19 protein-coding genes, 1 tRNA gene, 1 pseudogene and 1 other annotated feature are annotated in these 18,239 nt (G+C 37.8%); of the genes and pseudogenes, 7 read left to right on the top strand and 14 right to left on the bottom strand.

Features of this window, described 5'->3' with window-relative positions; genetic code table 11:
* Nucleotides 1–13: 13 nt before the first annotated feature.
* The 5 genes from ACKTSC_RS00875 to rplU all read right to left on the bottom strand — a co-directional run bounded on the left by ACKTSC_RS00875 (nt 14) and on the right by rplU (nt 4,989).
* Nucleotides 14–2,791, bottom strand: a complete 2,778-nt coding sequence (locus ACKTSC_RS00875) for a sigma-54-dependent transcriptional regulator (protein ID WP_407856580.1) — start codon at nt 2,789–2,791, stop codon at nt 14–16.
* Between the two features lie 314 nt (nt 2,792–3,105).
* Nucleotides 3,106–3,816: a putative ABC transporter permease gene (locus ACKTSC_RS00870; protein WP_407856579.1), complete on the bottom strand. Its 711-nt coding sequence runs from the start codon at nt 3,814–3,816 to the stop codon at nt 3,106–3,108.
* Nucleotides 3,817–4,002: 186 nt separating this feature from the next.
* Complete coding sequence (gene rpmA, locus ACKTSC_RS00865) at nt 4,003–4,296, bottom strand: 50S ribosomal protein L27 (protein ID WP_010779981.1); 294 nt, start codon at nt 4,294–4,296, stop codon at nt 4,003–4,005.
* Nucleotides 4,297–4,308: 12 nt separating this feature from the next.
* The gene (locus ACKTSC_RS00860) at nt 4,309–4,659 is read right to left on the bottom strand and encodes a ribosomal-processing cysteine protease Prp (RefSeq protein WP_332580044.1); all 351 of its coding nucleotides are present in this window, start codon (nt 4,657–4,659) and stop codon (nt 4,309–4,311) included.
* Nucleotides 4,660–4,680: 21 nt separating this feature from the next.
* The gene (rplU, locus tag ACKTSC_RS00855) at nt 4,681–4,989 is read right to left on the bottom strand and encodes a 50S ribosomal protein L21 (protein WP_137602969.1); all 309 of its coding nucleotides are present in this window, start codon (nt 4,987–4,989) and stop codon (nt 4,681–4,683) included.
* A gap of 20 nt (nt 4,990–5,009) precedes the next feature.
* Nucleotides 5,010–5,081: a sequence feature (ribosomal protein L21 leader region), on the bottom strand.
* 195 nt (nt 5,082–5,276) lie between these two features.
* Between rplU and ACKTSC_RS00850 the strand changes: the two genes are divergently transcribed.
* The 4 genes from ACKTSC_RS00850 to ACKTSC_RS00835 all read left to right on the top strand — a co-directional run bounded on the left by ACKTSC_RS00850 (nt 5,277) and on the right by ACKTSC_RS00835 (nt 7,661).
* The gene (locus tag ACKTSC_RS00850) at nt 5,277–5,924 is read left to right on the top strand and encodes a uracil-DNA glycosylase (protein ID WP_407854872.1); all 648 of its coding nucleotides are present in this window, start codon (nt 5,277–5,279) and stop codon (nt 5,922–5,924) included.
* Entirely contained in the window at nt 5,924–6,592 is a 669-nt protein-coding gene (locus ACKTSC_RS00845) for an O-methyltransferase (protein ID WP_407856578.1), read from the top strand. The genes ACKTSC_RS00850 and ACKTSC_RS00845 overlap by 1 nt, the downstream gene beginning before the upstream one ends.
* Nucleotides 6,593–6,690: 98 nt before the next feature.
* Complete coding sequence (locus tag ACKTSC_RS00840) at nt 6,691–7,527, top strand: alpha/beta hydrolase (RefSeq protein WP_407856577.1); 837 nt, start codon at nt 6,691–6,693, stop codon at nt 7,525–7,527.
* A 60-nt stretch (nt 7,528–7,587) separates the two neighbouring features.
* Nucleotides 7,588–7,661 (top strand) — tRNA-Arg (locus ACKTSC_RS00835).
* 53 nt (nt 7,662–7,714) lie between these two features.
* On the opposite strand, the gene ACKTSC_RS00830 is transcribed toward ACKTSC_RS00835, so the two are convergent.
* Both ACKTSC_RS00830 and ACKTSC_RS00825 read right to left on the bottom strand, forming a co-directional pair.
* Complete coding sequence (locus ACKTSC_RS00830) at nt 7,715–7,981, bottom strand: Na+-transporting malonate decarboxylase, carboxybiotin decarboxylase subunit, madB (RefSeq protein WP_407856576.1); 267 nt, start codon at nt 7,979–7,981, stop codon at nt 7,715–7,717.
* Nucleotides 7,982–8,062: 81 nt separating this feature from the next.
* Entirely contained in the window at nt 8,063–9,016 is a 954-nt protein-coding gene (locus ACKTSC_RS00825; RefSeq protein WP_407856575.1) for a zinc-binding dehydrogenase, read from the bottom strand.
* A gap of 125 nt (nt 9,017–9,141) precedes the next feature.
* Between ACKTSC_RS00825 and ACKTSC_RS00820 the strand changes: the two genes are divergently transcribed.
* Nucleotides 9,142–9,510: an ACT domain-containing protein gene (locus tag ACKTSC_RS00820; RefSeq protein WP_407856574.1), complete on the top strand. Its 369-nt coding sequence runs from the start codon at nt 9,142–9,144 to the stop codon at nt 9,508–9,510.
* 13 nt (nt 9,511–9,523) lie between these two features.
* Here the strand turns inward: ACKTSC_RS00820 and ACKTSC_RS00815 are convergent, their stop codons facing one another.
* The gene (locus ACKTSC_RS00815) at nt 9,524–10,045 is read right to left on the bottom strand and encodes a signal peptidase I (protein ID WP_332580037.1); all 522 of its coding nucleotides are present in this window, start codon (nt 10,043–10,045) and stop codon (nt 9,524–9,526) included.
* A 191-nt stretch (nt 10,046–10,236) separates the two neighbouring features.
* Between ACKTSC_RS00815 and ACKTSC_RS00810 the strand changes: the two genes are divergently transcribed.
* Nucleotides 10,237–11,910 (top strand): MFS transporter, encoded by a 1,674-nt coding sequence (locus tag ACKTSC_RS00810; protein WP_407856573.1) that lies wholly within the window; start codon nt 10,237–10,239, stop codon nt 11,908–11,910.
* A gap of 44 nt (nt 11,911–11,954) precedes the next feature.
* On the opposite strand, the gene lplA is transcribed toward ACKTSC_RS00810, so the two are convergent.
* The 4 genes from lplA to ACKTSC_RS00790 all read right to left on the bottom strand — a co-directional run bounded on the left by lplA (nt 11,955) and on the right by ACKTSC_RS00790 (nt 15,711).
* A complete protein-coding gene (gene lplA / locus ACKTSC_RS00805) occupies nt 11,955–12,962 on the bottom strand; it encodes a lipoate--protein ligase (protein ID WP_332580035.1) in 1,008 nt (335 codons plus the stop codon).
* A 105-nt stretch (nt 12,963–13,067) separates the two neighbouring features.
* Nucleotides 13,068–13,805, bottom strand: coding sequence for an MBL fold metallo-hydrolase (locus ACKTSC_RS00800; RefSeq protein ID WP_407856572.1), 738 nt, complete (start codon nt 13,803–13,805; stop codon nt 13,068–13,070).
* Nucleotides 13,802–14,575 (bottom strand): DUF975 family protein, encoded by a 774-nt coding sequence (locus tag ACKTSC_RS00795; RefSeq protein WP_407856571.1) that lies wholly within the window; start codon nt 14,573–14,575, stop codon nt 13,802–13,804. The genes ACKTSC_RS00800 and ACKTSC_RS00795 overlap by 4 nt, the downstream gene beginning before the upstream one ends.
* A 56-nt stretch (nt 14,576–14,631) precedes the next feature.
* The gene (locus ACKTSC_RS00790) at nt 14,632–15,711 is read right to left on the bottom strand and encodes a M42 family metallopeptidase (protein WP_332580032.1); all 1,080 of its coding nucleotides are present in this window, start codon (nt 15,709–15,711) and stop codon (nt 14,632–14,634) included.
* Between the two features lie 159 nt (nt 15,712–15,870).
* Here ACKTSC_RS00790 and ACKTSC_RS00785 point away from each other — a divergent pair.
* Nucleotides 15,871–16,286 (top strand): annotated as a pseudogene (locus ACKTSC_RS00785) (NUDIX domain-containing protein).
* A gap of 48 nt (nt 16,287–16,334) precedes the next feature.
* On the opposite strand, the gene ACKTSC_RS00780 reads toward ACKTSC_RS00785, so the two are convergent.
* Entirely contained in the window at nt 16,335–16,751 is a 417-nt protein-coding gene (locus ACKTSC_RS00780; protein ID WP_332580030.1) for a MarR family winged helix-turn-helix transcriptional regulator, read from the bottom strand.
* Between the two features lie 15 nt (nt 16,752–16,766).
* Nucleotides 16,767–18,182, bottom strand: a complete 1,416-nt coding sequence (locus ACKTSC_RS00775) for a DHA2 family efflux MFS transporter permease subunit (protein WP_407856570.1) — start codon at nt 18,180–18,182, stop codon at nt 16,767–16,769.
* Between the last annotated feature and the right edge of the window lie 57 nt (nt 18,183–18,239).

Genomic DNA, 18,239 nt, shown 5'->3' with positions numbered 1-18,239 from the left:
CATTGTGTATCATTTAAACTTTTATTTCTTCATTATTTTTAAGTAATTGATAAATATAATAGCGTTCAGAAGTAGGAATCGTGATTCTTAATTGACTTTCTAACTCATTCAAGCCACGATTCATCCCAATATTATCTGTAAGAGCTTCATACGCCGCTCTTGTATCTAAATCGATCGTCAATGGTTGTTGTCTGATATTTCGTTCGATCACACCTGCCATGTGCATCACAAAATTTACCATCAATGCATAATTTGCCGCCTCACCATTACTCTCGATCAACGATTGAGCCAAACGCCATAATGGTGCAATCAATTTTCTTGGATTAATAAATGTAAAACTCTCTTCCATAAAATCCACACAGATTTTTCGGGCCTTATCCGCATCTAATGCAACTTCTTCTTGTGCGGATAAATCATTGTCTAGTAGCAATTCATCTAAAATTTGGTCAGCATCTTGACTGATGAACTTCTCCATCGGGATATAAGGTGCACCCACTTTAGGATCCATGATTCCAGTAGTTGCTAAAAGTTTATAATTTTTTTTGAACGTCGGCACTTTCGTTTTGATGTCTGCTACTGATAAGGTCAAAACTTCGATATGTTTTAAATTTCGTTGCTTCAATGGTCGCTCAATAATTTCTTTCAATCGTTGAGCAGTTCCTTCGCCTGAAGCACAAATCGCTAAAATCGCTTGTTTTTCTTTTGGTTCTTCTTTTTCTCGGGTGATATGACCATACCCACGAAAACCTTCTAATGATTCATATAATTCATCAACACCAGAACCAAGAACACTAGATTTACGTGCTGCTTCAATCAATAGTGGTGTCGTCACCATATCCAATGTACAAACTTCAATTCCCGTATCTGTTCGGATTTCTTCATTAAAGGTGGCCAATGATCCCATATCGACCATGATCAAGACACCGCTGCCTTCATCGACTTGAGTCACAGCTTCACGCATTTTTTCGTAAGCCACTCGTGGGTGCATATCTAAGGGCATATCTACTGAAAAAATATTGCTTACATCTAATAACTCACGAACAACTTGGACCATCGAAGAAGCTGTGCTATTTCCGTGTGCCGCTACCACAATCCCGATTTTCCCAGCTGATTGATCCTCTCTCAGTGAAACTAACAAAACCGTTAGATAATATTCTTCACTGTCCGGAATCGTCACTTGGAATTCATGTTCTACCAACGCCCGAATCTCTCGCGCGACCGAAAATTCTTTCGGATAATCTTTGGCCATCTCGCGAATATTATCATTGGTCTCACGCGTTTCACCGACATTGATTTTCTTTAAGAAAGAAGAAATATGCAAACTCATCGCATAAATAAAGTTTTGCTGAAAATGCGTTTCTAATCGTTCGCTGACTAATGCCGCAATTTTATTGCTTGTTTCGATCACTCGCTTATCGACAAATTCCGTTAAACGAGTCTCTGTATCGAATGAAAAGCCATGATTCTTATAAAATGATTTCAAATGGACATTGATATCTGTTGAAATGAAATGATTGATCGTATCTTGATCCAACCCTTCATTTTTTAATAATGCGGCCTTATCCCCAATGATATCGTATAAGTTATACGGCAATTCATACGTGTCCGTCTTGATTAATTCATCGATTTCATTTGGCGTGACGATCATTTCTGGTTCTAAATAAGATGAAAAGTCAGTAGATTTGTATCGATCCGCTGAAAGCTGAACCAATCCAGATTTGATCCCTTCGGTTAGATCATTTAAAGTAATATGAATCTCTGATTGCGTCATATGATTCATAAAACCTCGTGCACAAATCAATTGGACATTTGACTTTAGTTGTCCAACATTCCCATAAGTAACACTACCTAACAAGGCCTTTACCACATCTTCTGATAACGTGATTTTCCGTTGGATCCGATTGGCTTCCATCGCTACCATCACTCGTACTAAATCAATTTGCTCTGCAGCCGGCCGATTACTGAAAGCTGGCATCTGGATATTGATCGGTATCCGTCGAACGAACGTATCTAACAAGGCTGAATGCGGATCTTCAGTCGTAGCTCCGACGATACGCACATTTGCAAACCGATTTTTTCCGCTTTCACCTAGACGACTATACGTCCCATGATCCATAAAATAAAAGATCATCTCTTGGCCTTCAGGCGGTAGACGATGAATTTCATCTAAGAACAACATCCCGCCATCTGCTTGTTGGATCAATCCTTCTTTTTCGGTGTCGGCTCCAGTAAAGGCTCCTTTTTCATAACCAAATAAATGACTCATTAATAATTCAGGATTATTAGCATAATCGGCACAGTTGAACACGATCAAATCATGATCTTCTTCCACAACGCCTTCTGCTTGAGCAAACTGGAACATCGCATGAGCAAAAAATGTTTTCCCAGAACCCGTGGGACCAGTAATTAAACAATTCAGGCCCCGTGGCGGATATAAAATCGCGGCTTTTGCTTGTTCCACCGCGTTACGCATACTTCCTGTCGAGCCAATAATCTGAGTAAAGACGTTCCCAGCGTTATGCTGCAGCATTTTTTTCTCAGGCGGCTCAGTTGTGTGGGTCTTTTTAGGATTGGCTTCTTCTATCGAAACTGCTCGTCCTGCAGATTGCGACGAGACAAAATAGCGGACTGGTCTGCCTTCACTTTTATTCAATTGACCTTCTTTAACGAGAAGATTCAGATCTTTACTGGCATTCGTTCGTTGGATATCCAAAGATGCTGCCACATCATTTGTTGTGACATTGGCATTTTCCAACACAAAGCGATAAATACGATCAATCCGTCGTTCCATTTAGACACCTACTTTATTAGTGTATTTAACCTCTATCAATCATCTATAGTTTTTAATAAAATGTCAAACATTCGTGTTTAAATGATACACTATTTTTATAAAAATGAAAAATATTGGTTTTTCTTTATTATATCTATCTTCTTTTAATCTAATTTTATTTTACTTTTCAGTAAATAATAAAAAACGACCGTTTCCTTCTATTATATATAGATACGTAAAAAAACTCTGACTTTTACTAGCAGTCAGAGCTTTAAAATTGATGAATGTTTTTAACGTATTCGCTATACAGTTCTATTGATTGTAGCCCACTGCAATTATTTCTTTCTAAAACTAATATTCGGATAGTTTTTAACCAAACGATTCAAATTATGATGTTTCAATTTCATTGGACGTTTTTTGATCAACTCGATTACCTTTTCGCGACTCTTAGATGATTTTCGATTACTAATTAGATGCTCCCATCTAAATTCTTTGATAGCCGCATTGTTGGCATCCGAGGTATCGACCACCGCTTCCACTTCTTTTTTGGTTGTAAGTGTAAAAATCAATGTCGTTAAAATATCGGCAAAAAATATAATAGCTAAAATGATTGGACCAATATTATTTGTCGCCTGATTGAATTCGTGGATCTTTTCTTGAATAACCGGATTGATTATTTTCAGTAAAAATAAACAACCGATTCCCCAGAACAACGATACCGGAACTGCTACTCTTCCTTCGATATTCAGTGGAACTTTCGAATAATCCCATAATTTCATCCCAAAAAACTTCTCTAAAACCCAACTAGTAATAAATTCAATGATCGTAACAATTACCACGATATTAAAATACAGATTCAATAACGTCCCCGCATGTTCTGGCACTAATAAAATGACTGCCGAAACCCCAAAACCATATACTGGACAGTAGGGACCTAAAAGAAATCCTCGATAAACATAATGCCTCGCTTTGATCGAACAGTAGATACTTTCCCAAATCCAACCAATAAATGAATACACAATAAATGTCATAAAAATGGATTCCATCGTCTCTTCCTTTCACACGTCAACTTATTTTCGTCCTAAAATTATCCTACCATTAAGACCAACGATAATAAAGTCAGAACAGAATGAACAATTAACGAGCATAAAGAGCAAGAAGTTAGTTTTTGAATTTTAAATAAATAAAAAAAGCCCTACCCCTTGCTAGACAAGGGATAGAGCTATCTGTAATTAAGCTTCTTGAGCTACTGGGTATACAGACACTTGTTTTTTGTCGCGACCTTTACGTTCGAAACGTACTACGCCGTCAACTTTAGCAAACAATGTGTCATCGCCACCGATACCTACGTTAACACCAGGGAAAATTTTAGTACCACGTTGGCGATAAAGAATTGATCCACCAGTAACAGTTTGTCCGTCAGCACGTTTAGCACCTAAACGTTTTGATTCTGAGTCACGTCCGTTAGAAGTTGAACCGCCACCTTTTTTGTGGGCGAATAATTGTAAGTTCATATTCATTAACATGAGCTGCACCTCCTATGATTTAGATTCTGTTTGGACTTCAATGAAATCCAGATAGTCTTTTTCGATTGACTGTAAGCCTAATAATAAATGCTCTAACAATATTTGCGAGATATTCATCTGCTCTTGGGACATCGTATCGTCTAATTCTAAAGCAACATGAAGATAACCACCTTCATCTTCTTTTGTTTCGACTGTAGGAATGATCCCTGCTAGTGCATCCAAACTATTTACAGTACTGATAGCTAAAGCGGAAACGGCGGCACAAACGATATCGCTACCGTAAGGACCTGCTTCTGCATGACCAGTCAATGTAAATTCGCTGATTTGACCTGCATCATTTCGATTGAATGTACCTTTGATCAACTTAGGCACCTTCTTTTTTTATTATGCTTTGATTGAGTCAATGACAACTTTAGTGTAAGGTTGACGATGACCTTGTTTACGGTGTGAATGTTTTTTAGGTTTGTATTTGAAAGTAACGACTTTCTTTTGTTTGCCGTGTTTTTCAACAGTTCCTTCAACAGTTGCACCTTCAACGATAGGAGCTCCTACTTTTGTAGTTTCGCCGCCTACTAAAACAACTTGATCGAAGACAACTTTTTCTCCAGCCTCAACGTCTAATTTTTCAATGTAGACTGCTTGACCTTCTTCAACTTTGATTTGTTTACCGCCAGTTTTGATGATTGCGTACATGCTTGTGGCACCTCCTTATAATAGATACTTAGACTCGCCATCCCAAGTGACCGAAGTTCTTAATAACTTGTTCTGCGCGGTTGTAGCTGTGAGTTCCACAATTACAACATTAACAGTCTACTAAAAATAATTGTCTAAGTCAATGATTATTTATTGACTCGAGGCGTTGTTTTTTCTACTATTAGAAAGATGAAAAACATTCACTATTCTATTTCTCCTTTTGTAGCTTGAGGGAAAATGAATAAACGTTGATTAATGATCCTTTTTTGAAAAGTGAGGCGTTAAGAATGAATTATCCAGAATCACTCGTCAAATTGGTAGCAACTCGCTCTGAAGGATTTCGATTAGAAGGCTTCATTGCTGGACAAGGACCGCTTCACCCAAAACTAATGCTCGTTGGCGAAGCGCCTGGACGAAATGAAGTCGTCAATCACATTCCCTTTTCTGGTGCTGCTGGCAAAGAATTATTGAAGGTCATGGCTGAGATCGGCTTGGATCGTGAGAACACTTATATCACGAGTGCTGTCCGTAGTCGTCCCTATAAAATCGTTGAACGAATCAATAGACGAACGAAAGAAAATGAACTCATTTATCCCAATCGAACACCGACTAAAAAAGAAATTTTGGCACACGCACCGATTTTAGACTATGAGCTAGCCATCGTCCAACCGAAGATCATTGCTACCTTAGGCAATATCGGGTTGCAACGACTATTAGGGCCTAAAAAACAGATCAGCGACTGCCACGGTATTCCTTATCATGGGCCGATCCTCGAACTGACGCCGGAAAATGATGCGTACCAACTAACGAACAAAACATATACTGTCTTCCCGCTTTTTCATCCAGCAGCAATTTTTTACAACCGCTCGTTGAGTGAAAAAATCCAAGAAGACTGGACAAATCTAGGAAGATTATTAAAGAAAGAGGCTGAATAATGCGTAACGAAATGATGTACCGCCCAATTATCAATGAAGATATCTTGAATTACTTGCGAACAGAGCAAAAACAATTAACTGGAAAATTAGGAGATTTGGAAGCAGTGGCTCATGAGAATGGTGTCCCCGTGATCCCTCATGAAACAGTTGTCTTTTTGCAATTTCTATTGAAACAAAAAAAACCTAAAAACATCTTAGAAATTGGCGCAGCGATCGGTTTTTCTGCAAGTTTGATGGCTGAAACGATCGGCAAGGATGCAAAAATCACAACGATTGATCGCTTTCCAGTCATGATCGAAAAAGCCAAAAAGAATTTTGATGCACTAGACTTAACGGAGCAAGTGACTTTACTTGAAGGAGATGCGGCTGATTTATTAAGTACTTTAGAAGGGCCTTACGACTTTATCTTTATGGATAGTGCCAAATCAAAATACATCACCTTTTTACCAGAATGCTTAAGAGTCCTAGCTGATGATGGTATCTTGATGGTCGATGATATTTTCCAAGCTGGTACGGTCTTACAACCGATCGAAGAAATCCCTCGTAAAAACCGTGCGATCCACCGTCATCTAAATGAATTTTTAACAGAAGTAACCAAATCACCCGAATTAACTTCTACCCTGTTACCATTAGGCGATGGTGTAGCATTGATTTCAAAAAATAAATAATCTATGGCAGAAATTTGAAGCTTTTTTGAATTTCTGCCTTTTTGCTTGTGCCTCAAAAATTTTAGCGTACACTTAGGGTTGAATGGAGGGCTGTAGCTGTGAGTAGTAAAAAAATAAGACTTAGTATCATCGTACTGTTCTTTGGTTTAATTAGTATTATTTTGTTTCAAAAACTTGACCCTGTTCATGCTTCTAGAACAAATTCAACTTTAGCTATCCCTGCTCCGGTCATTATGGTGCCAGGAACCAATGGGGATGTTGATCGTTTTGATAGTCTGATTGATTCCTTAAAACAGAAGCAAAAAAATGTTGATACCATAAAAATCACGGTCAATACCGATGATTCGATTACTGCTACTGGTAAATTCACGAAAAAAACCCAACGTCCGATCGTTGTCGTCGCTTTTGAGGATGGTTCGGATCCATCTCTACCGAAGCAATCTCGCTGGTTCCAATTGGCTTTAGCTTATGCTGAAGAACAATACACGTTCAATACCTACGATTATCTCGGGTATTCAAATGGCGGTTTAGTCATTACGGGTTATCTCGAAAATGAACAGAAAAACAATGATCCCTCGCTGAATCATTTAGTAACCTTAGGAACTCCCTACAATGATACTTCTTGGGAATACAATACCGACAGTGATACCTTCACTAAACCAAAAGCAGAAAGCGATTTGCTCCGTTATTACTTAAAAAATACTCAAAATATCCCTAAAAATATTACGATGTACAATATTGCTGGAAATGTCGACAAGCAAAATACCGATACCACTGTTCCGTTAACGAGTGTCCTTGCTGGACGGATGATTTATGGCGCTAGTGAAAAATACAAAGAGATCATCGTGGACGAAGATGCTGAGCATAGTTCATTGATCGAAAACCCAGAAACACTAGATTTGCTCCAAAATTATCTTTTTGAATCGGTAAAATAACGAAATAGCATTGACAATCACCGGTAGTTTTTCTATAATAGCAATTGTTGCAAAACTACTGTCACAGTAGCTCAGCCGGATAGAGCATCCGCCTTCTAAGCGGACGGTCGGGGGTTCGAATCCCTCCTGTGATATAAAAATGTACAGAAAAAAGCTAGGAACAAGGTTCCTAGCTTTTTTTGTCTTTTTATTCTTTTTCTGTTTTTGGTGCGATCAATAATACACACATCGCGATCCCTAAAACAATAAATAAAACAGTACCCATCAAGTTCTCACGTGCCAACATTGCAAAAGCAACGGTACCGAACAAGCCAGCAACTGTAATAATGATCCCAGATTTTTGGATCGTTGTTAGATTGGCAAATGAATTTCTGAAGCCGACAGTTAATAATAATGAGCCAATGAATGAAGCGATCCCAAAAATAATGTGCCCCATTAAAATAAGGTTTTCCATTTTCTCACCTCCTAATTCAACTATACTAGAAAGCGCATTAGAAAACTAAAATTGTGCTTAGCAACTTTTTTCAATTCTAGCTTACGGCTTCAATAAAACTTTTCCGATACTTTTGCCTGTCTCTAAAAATTCATGTGCTGCCTTGCCGTCAGCTAAAGAGAAAATAGTCGGTTCACTTATTTTTATTTTTCCTTGTTCAAAATAATTGAACAAACGCTCACTGCGCAACTTGCGTTCTTGATAACTCGTTAAATAGTCCCATAGATCGCCCGTCAACAAACTCTTCGACTCAGACATGAGTGTCACTGGATCTACTTTGATCGGATCACCGCCAGCCATGCCAAAGAAAACGACTTTTCCACGATGCTTCAATAAGTCTAAACTTTGCGGCAAGGTACTTCCTACCCCATCGTAAACCGTCGCAAATTGACCTTCGACTGATTCGACCCAGTCGGTCTCACGACTTGGGAAAACTTCTCTGACCCCATGAGCTAAAGCTAACGACTTTTTTTCTGCCGACGAAGCTGATCCATAGACTGCTAGTCCATCCGCAATCAATATTTGCGAAAGAAGTTGACCGACTCCTCTACTAATCCCCGTGATAAAGACTTTTTCATCCCGAATATTTTGTCCTAAATCATGAGCTAAAAAATCTGCCGTCAAACCTTGCAACCCGACACTCGCTGCTAATTTACTATCGATAGTTGCCGGTAGACGAATCGCGCGGTCACTGGGAACAGCTACGTATTCCGCGTTGGCAAATGGAACATCTACAAATAAGACCGTTTCACCGATTTGTTGATTCTTTACTTTTGCTCCTACCGCCTCGACGACACCGGCCGCCTCATACCCGTTGATATATGGAATATGTTTTTCAATATGATATTCACCACGTCGACGATAGATGTCCGCAAAATTCAAACCAATATACTCAGTTTTAACAAGTATTTCATCTTGCTTGATTTTTGGTCGTTGGATCTTGCCATACTGTAAGACTTCACGATCACCAAATTTTTCAAAATACAAAGCATTCATTTTATCTACTCCTTTGAGTTAGGCTGATATTTCTTAAAATATACTATGCGAAAAAAATTCCGGCAAAGAATCCGATTTGCACTTTGAAAATTACTTTGGTAATTTAATCAAAAGGAGTGTCTATCATGAAATTAATCACTTTACAAGAACCACTTTCAGTCTATCAAGTCTCTGATTTAAGCCAAATCAATCTTCAACAAAAGCCTTTGTTCATTAGTCACACAGAAGATGAATTGTCGATCGTGTCTGCCAGCAAAACAGTTCCTCAAACTACCCTCAACCGTGAGGATGATTGGCGCGCACTAAAAATCGAAGGCGTACTAGACTTTAGTCTAGTTGGTATCTTAGCAACTATCACCTCATTGCTAGCAGCTCAAAAAATCAGTGTCTTTGCCATCTCGACATATAATACTGATTATATTTTAGTCAAAGCTGATTCACTCTCTGAAACAATCGACGTATTAAAAGCCAATGATTATATTGTAGAAACCTAAGAAAAGGCCTCCGCTATAAACGGAGGCCTTTTTTATTGAATGATTCAAGGTATTTTTTATGTCGCTCGGGTTTGAATAGTAACGTTATCAGAGTCAATAGAAGAGCTAAGAAAAATAAAAGCACTTTCATTATATCTAACACTTGAGGATTCACTAAAAATCCTAGGTATGGTAGATAAAAAGTTGGCAGGCCAATCAGATTCCGTTCATGGACCATACCCATCTCTGCTTTTTCTGCACTATCGCCCTTGACAAAATAACCAGATATTTTATTATCTAAAGCTAAAACACGCCGCGTTTTGATATCCATTCCTTGGTTTTCATAATAAGTGATCGTATCTCCTACATGGATTGGACGATCTGCTTCTTTGACAAAAACCAATCCATTTTTTTTATATTCAGGTTCCATCGCTTCATCTTGAACAATATAAGGTGTTACTTTCAACACACTTGGAATTACAATCGTTACAAAAGATAAGAGGAATATTAGAAAAATAAAAAACGAACAGAATATAGTTATTTTTTTACGTTTCATCTAACTTTTCCTCCTTTATAAAGCAAAGAATTTTCTTTCTTTAAGAATATCATAATATCCATAAAATTACATTTAATTATTATTATTTGAAATTAAATCGAAATAAATTTTGATTAAATGAGACAATATGATACTATTATTATGATATTATTAAACTATAAAGTTTGTTTTTTAAAAAAGGAGTATTTTTTATGCCTTCTTATAAAAATGTTTTTAAGCTGATAACTGCAAAGAAAAATAAAAAATATTTTATATGTTTTGTTATTTTTATTTTAGTTTTTTCTTTTTATTTACTTATTCAAAACAAGTCAAAAAAAACAACTGTTCAAGAACTGAAAAGTGGTTGGTCTTTTATTTTAAAGGATCACTCTGATCAATACATTTATGGAAATACTCACCAACGAATCGAAAAAATCCATGCCAATGATCTATTGATCATGCAAAAACCGCTTGAAATGGTGTTAGATTCTCCCGAAATAGCTTTAAAAACCAATCATCAATGGGTAACTGTTCTATTAGGAGATAAACAAATCTATCGCTATAAAGCTTTGGATGATCAAGACAAACCGGGTATTCTTCAAACCAATATTACTTTACCTAAAGATTTTCAAGGACAAAAATTGCGAATCATCACTGAGAGTCCTTACAACTACCACTCCGGTGTCCCTGCACAAGTTTTTATTGGAAATTCAGAAGATATTGATCGTTATCTGATTTTCCACTCGTTACCGCAATTTATTTTATTGGCAATCGTCCTTACTTTGTTAACAGCCATTGGAATTTTATTTATATTGAAGAAAGATAAATCTCGAGCTTTTAGTCAATCGACTATTTTTTTACTTGGTTTCATCTTCTGTATCGGTATCCAAGCACTTGTTTCAAATAATCAGATCAGTCTACTTTTTCATCCCGAACTCATTGCTTTGTTTAGCGATTTGAGCTTGTTGCTGCTTCCTATTTTTCTGACGAATTATTATTTATCACAAACCAATCGCTATCGTGTCTTTTATCGGCTGGCAGTCTTTTTTCAAACAGCACTTACCTTATGCTTCTTGATCCTAGCATTACTTGGGCAAACAAATCTACCAATAGCAGTCCATGTCTTTAGTGGATTCAATGTCTTTATCACTCTTTATACAGCCGTTATTTCCATGTTTGAAGCAGCTGACGAGAATCATTTCTTCATAGTTTGTTCCCCAGGGATCATTCTTGCTGCGTTCATCCATTGCTTTTATTACATCCAATTATTCACGGGTACCGTTAATTTGACCACGGACTGGCCCTTGATCATTTTTAGTTGTTTAATGATTTTGATTAGCGGCTATTACTTTACTGAAAACTATTTTGTACTGAAACAACAGCAAGCAAGACGCTTGGAAGAACAGCAATTACAGTTAATAGAACATGAAAAACAAGTCAATTTACTGTTAACATTTAAATTACTAGCCGTTCAACGATATAAAACTGAAAATTATTCCTTGAATGAACTTTTCCAAGTGATCGAAGACTATTATCAAAAAGAATTTGCAAAACAGGCTAAGTTTTTTAACTGCCAATTGACTATTCCATCAGAAACAGCTTTCTTAAAAGAGCACCCATTACTGGTGGTGATTCAATTATTAGAAAAATTTTTGCATAGTTCAGATTATAGTGACGTCGAATTGAAGATCAAACAACAGGCCGGACAGCTTATTATTGAAAGCAATACTAGCAATTTTGTCCGTCACTCGCTTGAACTGATCACCGAAGCAGAAACTGATCCGACTCATCAAAAAATCAAAGAGGCAGTTCGACGATCAGATGGACATTGGGCTTGGGAAAACAACGGTAAAGAACAATCCTTTAAAATTATTCTGACCATTTAAAAAAGCGGAGGCAAAAGTAATGATTACTTTTGTCTCCGCTTTTTTTAATAGATCAACTCTAAAAATTCATCTTTTGTGATATTACCAAAGTAATGAGTCAAATCGATTTTTTCAATTGCTTCGATCAACGCTTGTTTCTCGTAGCGCGTACCTATTAATTGCTCCTCGACATCTTTGATTTCACCTAATCCGAAGAAATCCCCAAAGACTTTCGCCTTTTCAATCAGACCATTAGCGACGTCTAAGCGCACCTCGACCGAACCGATTGGGAAACGTTTTTGACGTTCCAAATTGAATTCCGGCGAGCGTCCGTAGTTCCAATCCCAATTACGATAGTACTCATCTGAGATTTGATTGATGACTTTCCAATCTTCTTCATTCAATTCATGAGTATTGATTTGGTCTTCACTTTCAACCCCAAAAATTTGAAGCAAGATCGCTTGGCGGAAATCTTCTGTCGACATCGTTTGTTTTTCAGTCGGTAGATAATCCTTGATATTTGTTACTCTTGAACGAATCGATTTGATTCCTTTTGATTCGATTTTATCTTTTTTGACTTTCAAGGCTTTCACGACTTCCTCGATGTCGCTGTCAAACATTAATGTCCCATGAGCGAACATCCGGCCATTCGTTGAATACATCGCGTTACCTGAGAATTTTTTATCATCGATCACTAGGTCATTACGGCCTTTTAGTTGTGCGCCTTCAATGCCTAATTTGTGTAACGCTTCTACGATTGGTTCGGTTAATTTTTTGAAATCTCTAAATGAATTGCCATCATCCGGCATGATAAAACTAAAATTTAAATTACCAGTATCGTGATAAACGGCACCGCCGCCACTTAAACGACGAACTACATGGATGCCTTTTTCATCTACGTATTCTTTATTGATCTCTTCGATCGTATTTTGATTTCTTCCGATAATGATCGAAGGCTCATTGATATAAAAAAGTAAAATTGGTTCATCTAAAGGCATGTTTTGTAGTAAATACGTTTCAATCGCGAGATTCACACGTGGATCACGTTCATTATCATTTGGTACGTATAACATTTTTCCAACTCCCTGCTTTTATTGAGAAGTAACTTTTCTTTTTATTATGCCAAAAAGCCTTTTTCATCGATCCGTTTCTCCGAAAAAGTAACCTAATTCTGGCTTTTAAATCTCAAAAACTTTATGTGGTGTTGCTAATTCAACGGGAATACCTGCACTTTTAGCCGCAGCTTGTTGACGTAGTTCTTCTAGATCACCCTGTTGTGGCAAGTGCGTTAAAACTAATTTTTTAACTGCCGCCTCTTTCGCAAATGTCCCTGCTTCACCCGCAGTAAAATGTGCTTTATGATGTTCATTTCCATCAAACAAATACGTATCAGCTAAAAATAAATCGGCTTCTTTCGCAAATTGATTGAAAGATTCCAAGTAGCCAGAATCGCCAGTGAAAACAAATACTGCTCCTGTCGTTTCTTCTACAAAACGCATCGCATAGCATGGTACTGGATGAATCGTCTTCATAAACGTAACAAGAAATGGTCCAATTTTCAATTCTTCTGCTTCGTAATAAGCATGACCTTCTGTCACACCGTCCATCGTCAGATCATTGAAATGAAATTCATCTTCTGTATGACCATAGATTGGTAAAATCGGTTTTGGTGTTTGCGTTGGGTAAAGCTGCCAATAATATTGTAAAACACCTAAATCAGCAATATGATCGTGATGATAATGAGTCAAGATTACGGCATCTAAATCCAATGGATCTAATTCTTTTTCTAACTCTACTAACGTCGAACTCCCCGCATCCAGCAATAGATTAAACTCACCTGATTGCAATAAATAACTAGTTGTTCCATGGCCTTCATATGGATATGCCCCTAAACAACCAAGAATGGTTAATTTCATACCAATTCCTCCCGTGTTAGTTTTTCTTTGACTGCTTGATCATAGAATGCGGCACTGGCTGTATTGACATAGACCGCCACAAATAATAGTCCGACGAATAATGCCACGATCCCTAAGATATACCAGCCGATAAATGATAATTGTAACAAAATATATTTGCCCCAACGGTCTTTTAGTAAGAACCAAGCTCGTTTGATGCAATCACCGACACTTAATTCAGGATAATCAAATTTGACCCACACAGCGAACTTGAAAAGAATGCTGATGATCGTTGTAACGATCAAGAAAATCACGGTCAAAATCAGATAGAGTGTCAACATCCCGATATCAAATAATGTAGCGGCATTGCTAGCACTTGTTACGCCTCCACTGACGATCAGTGAAAAATAAACACTGCTGCCCGCGCGCAACAACATTGGGATAAAGAAAATAGCCGCCAAAACGTATTGGACGATTTGAGCCAAGATATTGATCAACAACAACGGTACATAATACCCTTTTTGAAAAACAACAAAAATTTGTCCCAGCTCTGCCCGTCCACCTCGGACAACGTACAGACTGATGTAGTAAATCGCGTAACTAAAAGCAAATAAAACAAAAGTACTTAATAACAGCGAAATCCCTAATTGTAGCGATTCATTATTTGAAACAGACGAAACGCCACCGATCGCTCCGGTTAAAATCCCAATGATCAAGATCAATCCAACATTGATCCCCCACTGTCCATTTAATCGATCTTTGGCTATTTGACGATAATTACTAAGACGCATAGATCCACTTCCTTTTTCAATTATTTATTCGTGAAACCTTCCCATTTATCAGACTATTAATAATTTTTGATTTCGCCCACAGTATCGTAATCCAAACGAGCAACAACTTCTGTTACTAATTTGACTGTATTGAAGTAATCCTCTTCATGGATCACTGAAGTATGCGAATGCAAATAACGGACTGGCACAGTGATCGCTAATGACGGCACACCATCACGTGTTAAATGCATTTGACCAGCATCAGTTCCCCCGCCAGCAATAACAGTATATTGGAACGGAATTTCTAATTCTTCTGCAACGTCGATTACAAAATCTAATAATTTTTTATGTGGAACCATCGAAGCATCATAAATCAAGATCTGCGGTCCTTTTCCTAAAACAGAATCAGCTTCTTTGGGTGTCATTCCCGGTGTATCACCAGCCGTACCTGTATCTAACGCAAAAGCGACATCTGGATTGACGATATGACTGCTTGTTCTTGCTCCACGTAAGCCAACCTCTTCTTGAACATCGCTTCCAGCAAATAAAACATTGTGGTGTTCACGTTTTGAAAGATTTTCTAAGACACGTAAAGCTACAGCTGTACCGATCCGATTGTCCCACGCTTTAGCTAATAAGAATTTTGACTCATTCATGCGTTGGTATTGAATGTACGGTGTCACCATATCACCAGGACGAATCCCCCATTCTTTCGCTTCTTCAGCACTAGTAGCACCGATATCGATGAACATATCTTTGATTTCAAAAGGTTTTCTGCGCGCTTCTGCGGTCAGCACGTGTGGTGGTTTTGAACCGATCACACCGTGAATAATTTTCCCTTTACGGGTCTTGATCTCAACTTGTTGCGCTAGCATTACTTGATTCCACCAGCCGCCGATCGTCTGAAATTCAAGAAAACCTTTTTCAGTGATCTTTGTGACCATAAAACCGACTTCATCTAAATGACCAGAAATAAATACTTTAGGACCGCCACCTCCGCCATGCTTAGCGATCACACTGCCTAGCCCATCAAAGAAAATATCATCAGAAAATTCTTTGGCATATTCTTTGAATACTTCTCTGACTTCTCCCTCATTGCCTGCGATGCCGCGAGCTGAAGTTAAATCAATCAATAATTGCTCTTCTTTTTTGTCCACTTCTGGTCCCCCTATGATTAACGTTTATTTAAAATCTGGATGATGCACTAAATAGCTCTTATTACAAAAAGACAGCGTTCATCCGTTGATCATAAGGTTAGTATACCATTGTAAAAATTATCTGCGTAGTATGTTGTATACTATCTAAGAGGTGATTGAATGGAACGTTTATCAGCAATTGAATTCACAATGATGGTCATGATCGAAAACGAAGATGGTGAGATTTTAGTCCAAGATCGAAAAAAACAAGATTGGCCCGGTTGGACATTTCCCGGCGGCCATGTGGAGCAAAATGAAAGTAGCTATACTGCAGCGATCCGCGAAATCAATGAAGAAACTGATTTTATTATCGTGCCAAATTTAAGCGGTACCGCCGAATGGAATAATTTAAACAAACAGACTCGTGAACTAGCTTTCCTCTATACAGCAACCGTAGAAAAACGTCCTGTTACTGGCGATCTTTTATGGGTGACTAAAAAAGAGCTAACCGCCAAAAATTAGCCGGTACACTAAATGATCTCCTACCGATTTTCTTCGGTGAACAACAGCAGATTTATTTTGAAAGCAATCAATAAAGTTATCTCTGTAAACAAAAAAAGAGCAGCTCTCTGCTCTTTTTTTGTTTAACTATTTTGTTCAATAAAGAATGCTAAGATTGCTTCGAAATCTTTTCGTTGCTGCTCCGTAAATTTTTGCTCGATCAGAACTTGTTGACCATCGATATATTCAGTAGCACTTTTTTCAAAAGCTGAAGCCGTTGATGTAAGCATTACTTGTTTTTGGCGAGCATCCTGATCAGCTTTTTTCCGTTGGATCAAGCCTTTTTTTTCCATTCGTTGAAGAATAACGGTCGCAGTCGAACGTTGGATATTGAATTCTTGTTCAATGTCTCGTTGTAAAACAATTTGTTGTTTGCGTTCGCTCAACATATGAATGATCGATAATTGAACACCCGTTAAATCAAATGAGCGAGCATAAGCATCCATGGCTTTATCCATTTGGTTCGCAGCTCGTTTGATCTCTCGACCTGTATTTTTCATAAGTACTCCTTTTGATTAACTATTTTTTATTTTGACATCTGTTCGGCCTTTGACACTTTTAAATAGAACGAATAAAGTTATCCCCATAATAATCGTCAAAATGAGTAAAGCATTTCGCGAGCCGATCGCAGTAAGATGGGCTTGTGTGCCACGTCCTGATGTTTGACTGATAGCAATGATCGCAGAAACGATCGATGTACCAGTAGCTCCCGCAAATTGTTGTAGCGTATTTAAGATCGCATTGCCATCGCTTTGTTGTGCGACTGAAAGTTGGCTCAAGCCACTTGTCATAATATTACCAAATAATAGACCCAAACCAAACATATAAAGAATATAGACAATCAAAATCAAACTATTTTTCATTGCACTGATATTCATTGTAAAAATAATCAAAGAAAGCAAAATCAAACAAGCACCGGTTAAAATCGGTTTTCTAGCACCAAAACTATCTAATATTTTCCCGCTGATAGGTGACATGATCGCACCTAAAATAGCCGCTGGTAAAATAACTAAGCCTGCAACTGTTGCGCTTGAACCATTGACCAATTGGATATAGTTAGGCAAAATAAATGACATTCCTAACGTACTCAATTGTAAAACAAAAAAGGCAAAAACGTGACCACCAAATGTCCCCACTTTTAATACCCTGATATCGATCAAAGGGTGCTCAATCTTCGTAGATCTTTGGATAAATAAAAGCAGCCCGATCACACCGATAAGTAAGGGTCCAGAAACAGCCAAACTCAAAAAGACTTTACTGCCGAATTCACTGAACCCAACGATCAAACCAACAAATGTTATAACAACAAATACGATACTCAACCGGTCAACGGAAACACATTGAGTTGGATGCAACTGTTGGATACATTTCAAACCGATCACTAGCGAACATAAAATGAAAGGCAATAATAATACAAAGATATATCGCCATCCTAGGCTTGATACTACGATTCCCCCAAATGTCGGACCGATCGCTGGGGCAACTGCAGTAATTAATGTCCCTACCCCCATCATCGTTCCGCGTTTTTCAACTGGAACTTGTTCTAAAATAATATTGAACATCAATGGCAACGCAACGCCCGTTCCCAAACCTTGAATCACTCGTCCTAACAGTAATATGCTAAAATTCGGTGCAAAACTATCAATCAATAAACCAAGTAAAAAACTCAAATTTGCAAAAAGGAACAATGATTTCAAATTAAATCGTTTTTTTAATGTAGCAGATAATGGCACTACGATTGCTACCATCAATAGATAGCCCGTTGTTAACCATTGAACGGTACTTGTTGTGACCTGGAATTCTTCCATCAATGTTGGAAATGTAATATTCATAGCTGTCTCAACGATCACGCCACAAAATGACATAATCCCTGTTGCGATGATCGAGAGCACAACCTTTAAAGGAATTGCTGAATGATGATTGCTTGACATAAAAAGACCCCCTATAATTCGTTAGCAAGCTAACGTTTTATAGAATAAGCCCTTTTC

It is taken from the genome of Enterococcus hailinensis (assembly GCF_045862035.1).
GTDB classification, from domain to species: Bacteria; Bacillota; Bacilli; order Lactobacillales; family Enterococcaceae; genus Enterococcus_A; species Enterococcus_A hailinensis.
This window is presented reverse-complemented; position numbering and strand designations above follow the sequence as displayed.

Coding starts and splice junctions, on each gene's coding strand:
- ACKTSC_RS00875 (WP_407856580.1), bottom strand. CDS start 2,791: ATGGAACGACGGATTGATCGTATTTATCGCTTTGTGTTGGAAAATGCC.
- ACKTSC_RS00870 (WP_407856579.1), bottom strand. CDS start 3,816: ATGGAATCCATTTTTATGACATTTATTGTGTATTCATTTATTGGTTGG.
- rpmA (WP_010779981.1), bottom strand. CDS start 4,296: ATGTTAATGAATATGAACTTACAATTATTCGCCCACAAAAAAGGTGGC.
- rplU (WP_137602969.1), bottom strand. CDS start 4,989: ATGTACGCAATCATCAAAACTGGCGGTAAACAAATCAAAGTTGAAGAA.
- ACKTSC_RS00850 (WP_407854872.1), top strand. CDS start 5,277: ATGAATTATCCAGAATCACTCGTCAAATTGGTAGCAACTCGCTCTGAA.
- ACKTSC_RS00845 (WP_407856578.1), top strand. CDS start 5,924: ATGCGTAACGAAATGATGTACCGCCCAATTATCAATGAAGATATCTTG.
- ACKTSC_RS00830 (WP_407856576.1), bottom strand. CDS start 7,981: ATGGAAAACCTTATTTTAATGGGGCACATTATTTTTGGGATCGCTTCA.
- ACKTSC_RS00825 (WP_407856575.1), bottom strand. CDS start 9,016: ATGAATGCTTTGTATTTTGAAAAATTTGGTGATCGTGAAGTCTTACAG.
- ACKTSC_RS00820 (WP_407856574.1), top strand. CDS start 9,142: ATGAAATTAATCACTTTACAAGAACCACTTTCAGTCTATCAAGTCTCT.
- ACKTSC_RS00815 (WP_332580037.1), bottom strand. CDS start 10,045: ATGAAACGTAAAAAAATAACTATATTCTGTTCGTTTTTTATTTTTCTA.
- ACKTSC_RS00810 (WP_407856573.1), top strand. CDS start 10,237: ATGCCTTCTTATAAAAATGTTTTTAAGCTGATAACTGCAAAGAAAAAT.
- lplA (WP_332580035.1), bottom strand. CDS start 12,962: ATGTTATACGTACCAAATGATAATGAACGTGATCCACGTGTGAATCTC.
- ACKTSC_RS00800 (WP_407856572.1), bottom strand. CDS start 13,805: ATGAAATTAACCATTCTTGGTTGTTTAGGGGCATATCCATATGAAGGC.
- ACKTSC_RS00795 (WP_407856571.1), bottom strand. CDS start 14,575: ATGCGTCTTAGTAATTATCGTCAAATAGCCAAAGATCGATTAAATGGA.
- ACKTSC_RS00780 (WP_332580030.1), bottom strand. CDS start 16,751: ATGAAAAATACAGGTCGAGAGATCAAACGAGCTGCGAACCAAATGGAT.
- ACKTSC_RS00775 (WP_407856570.1), bottom strand. CDS start 18,182: ATGTCAAGCAATCATCATTCAGCAATTCCTTTAAAGGTTGTGCTCTCG.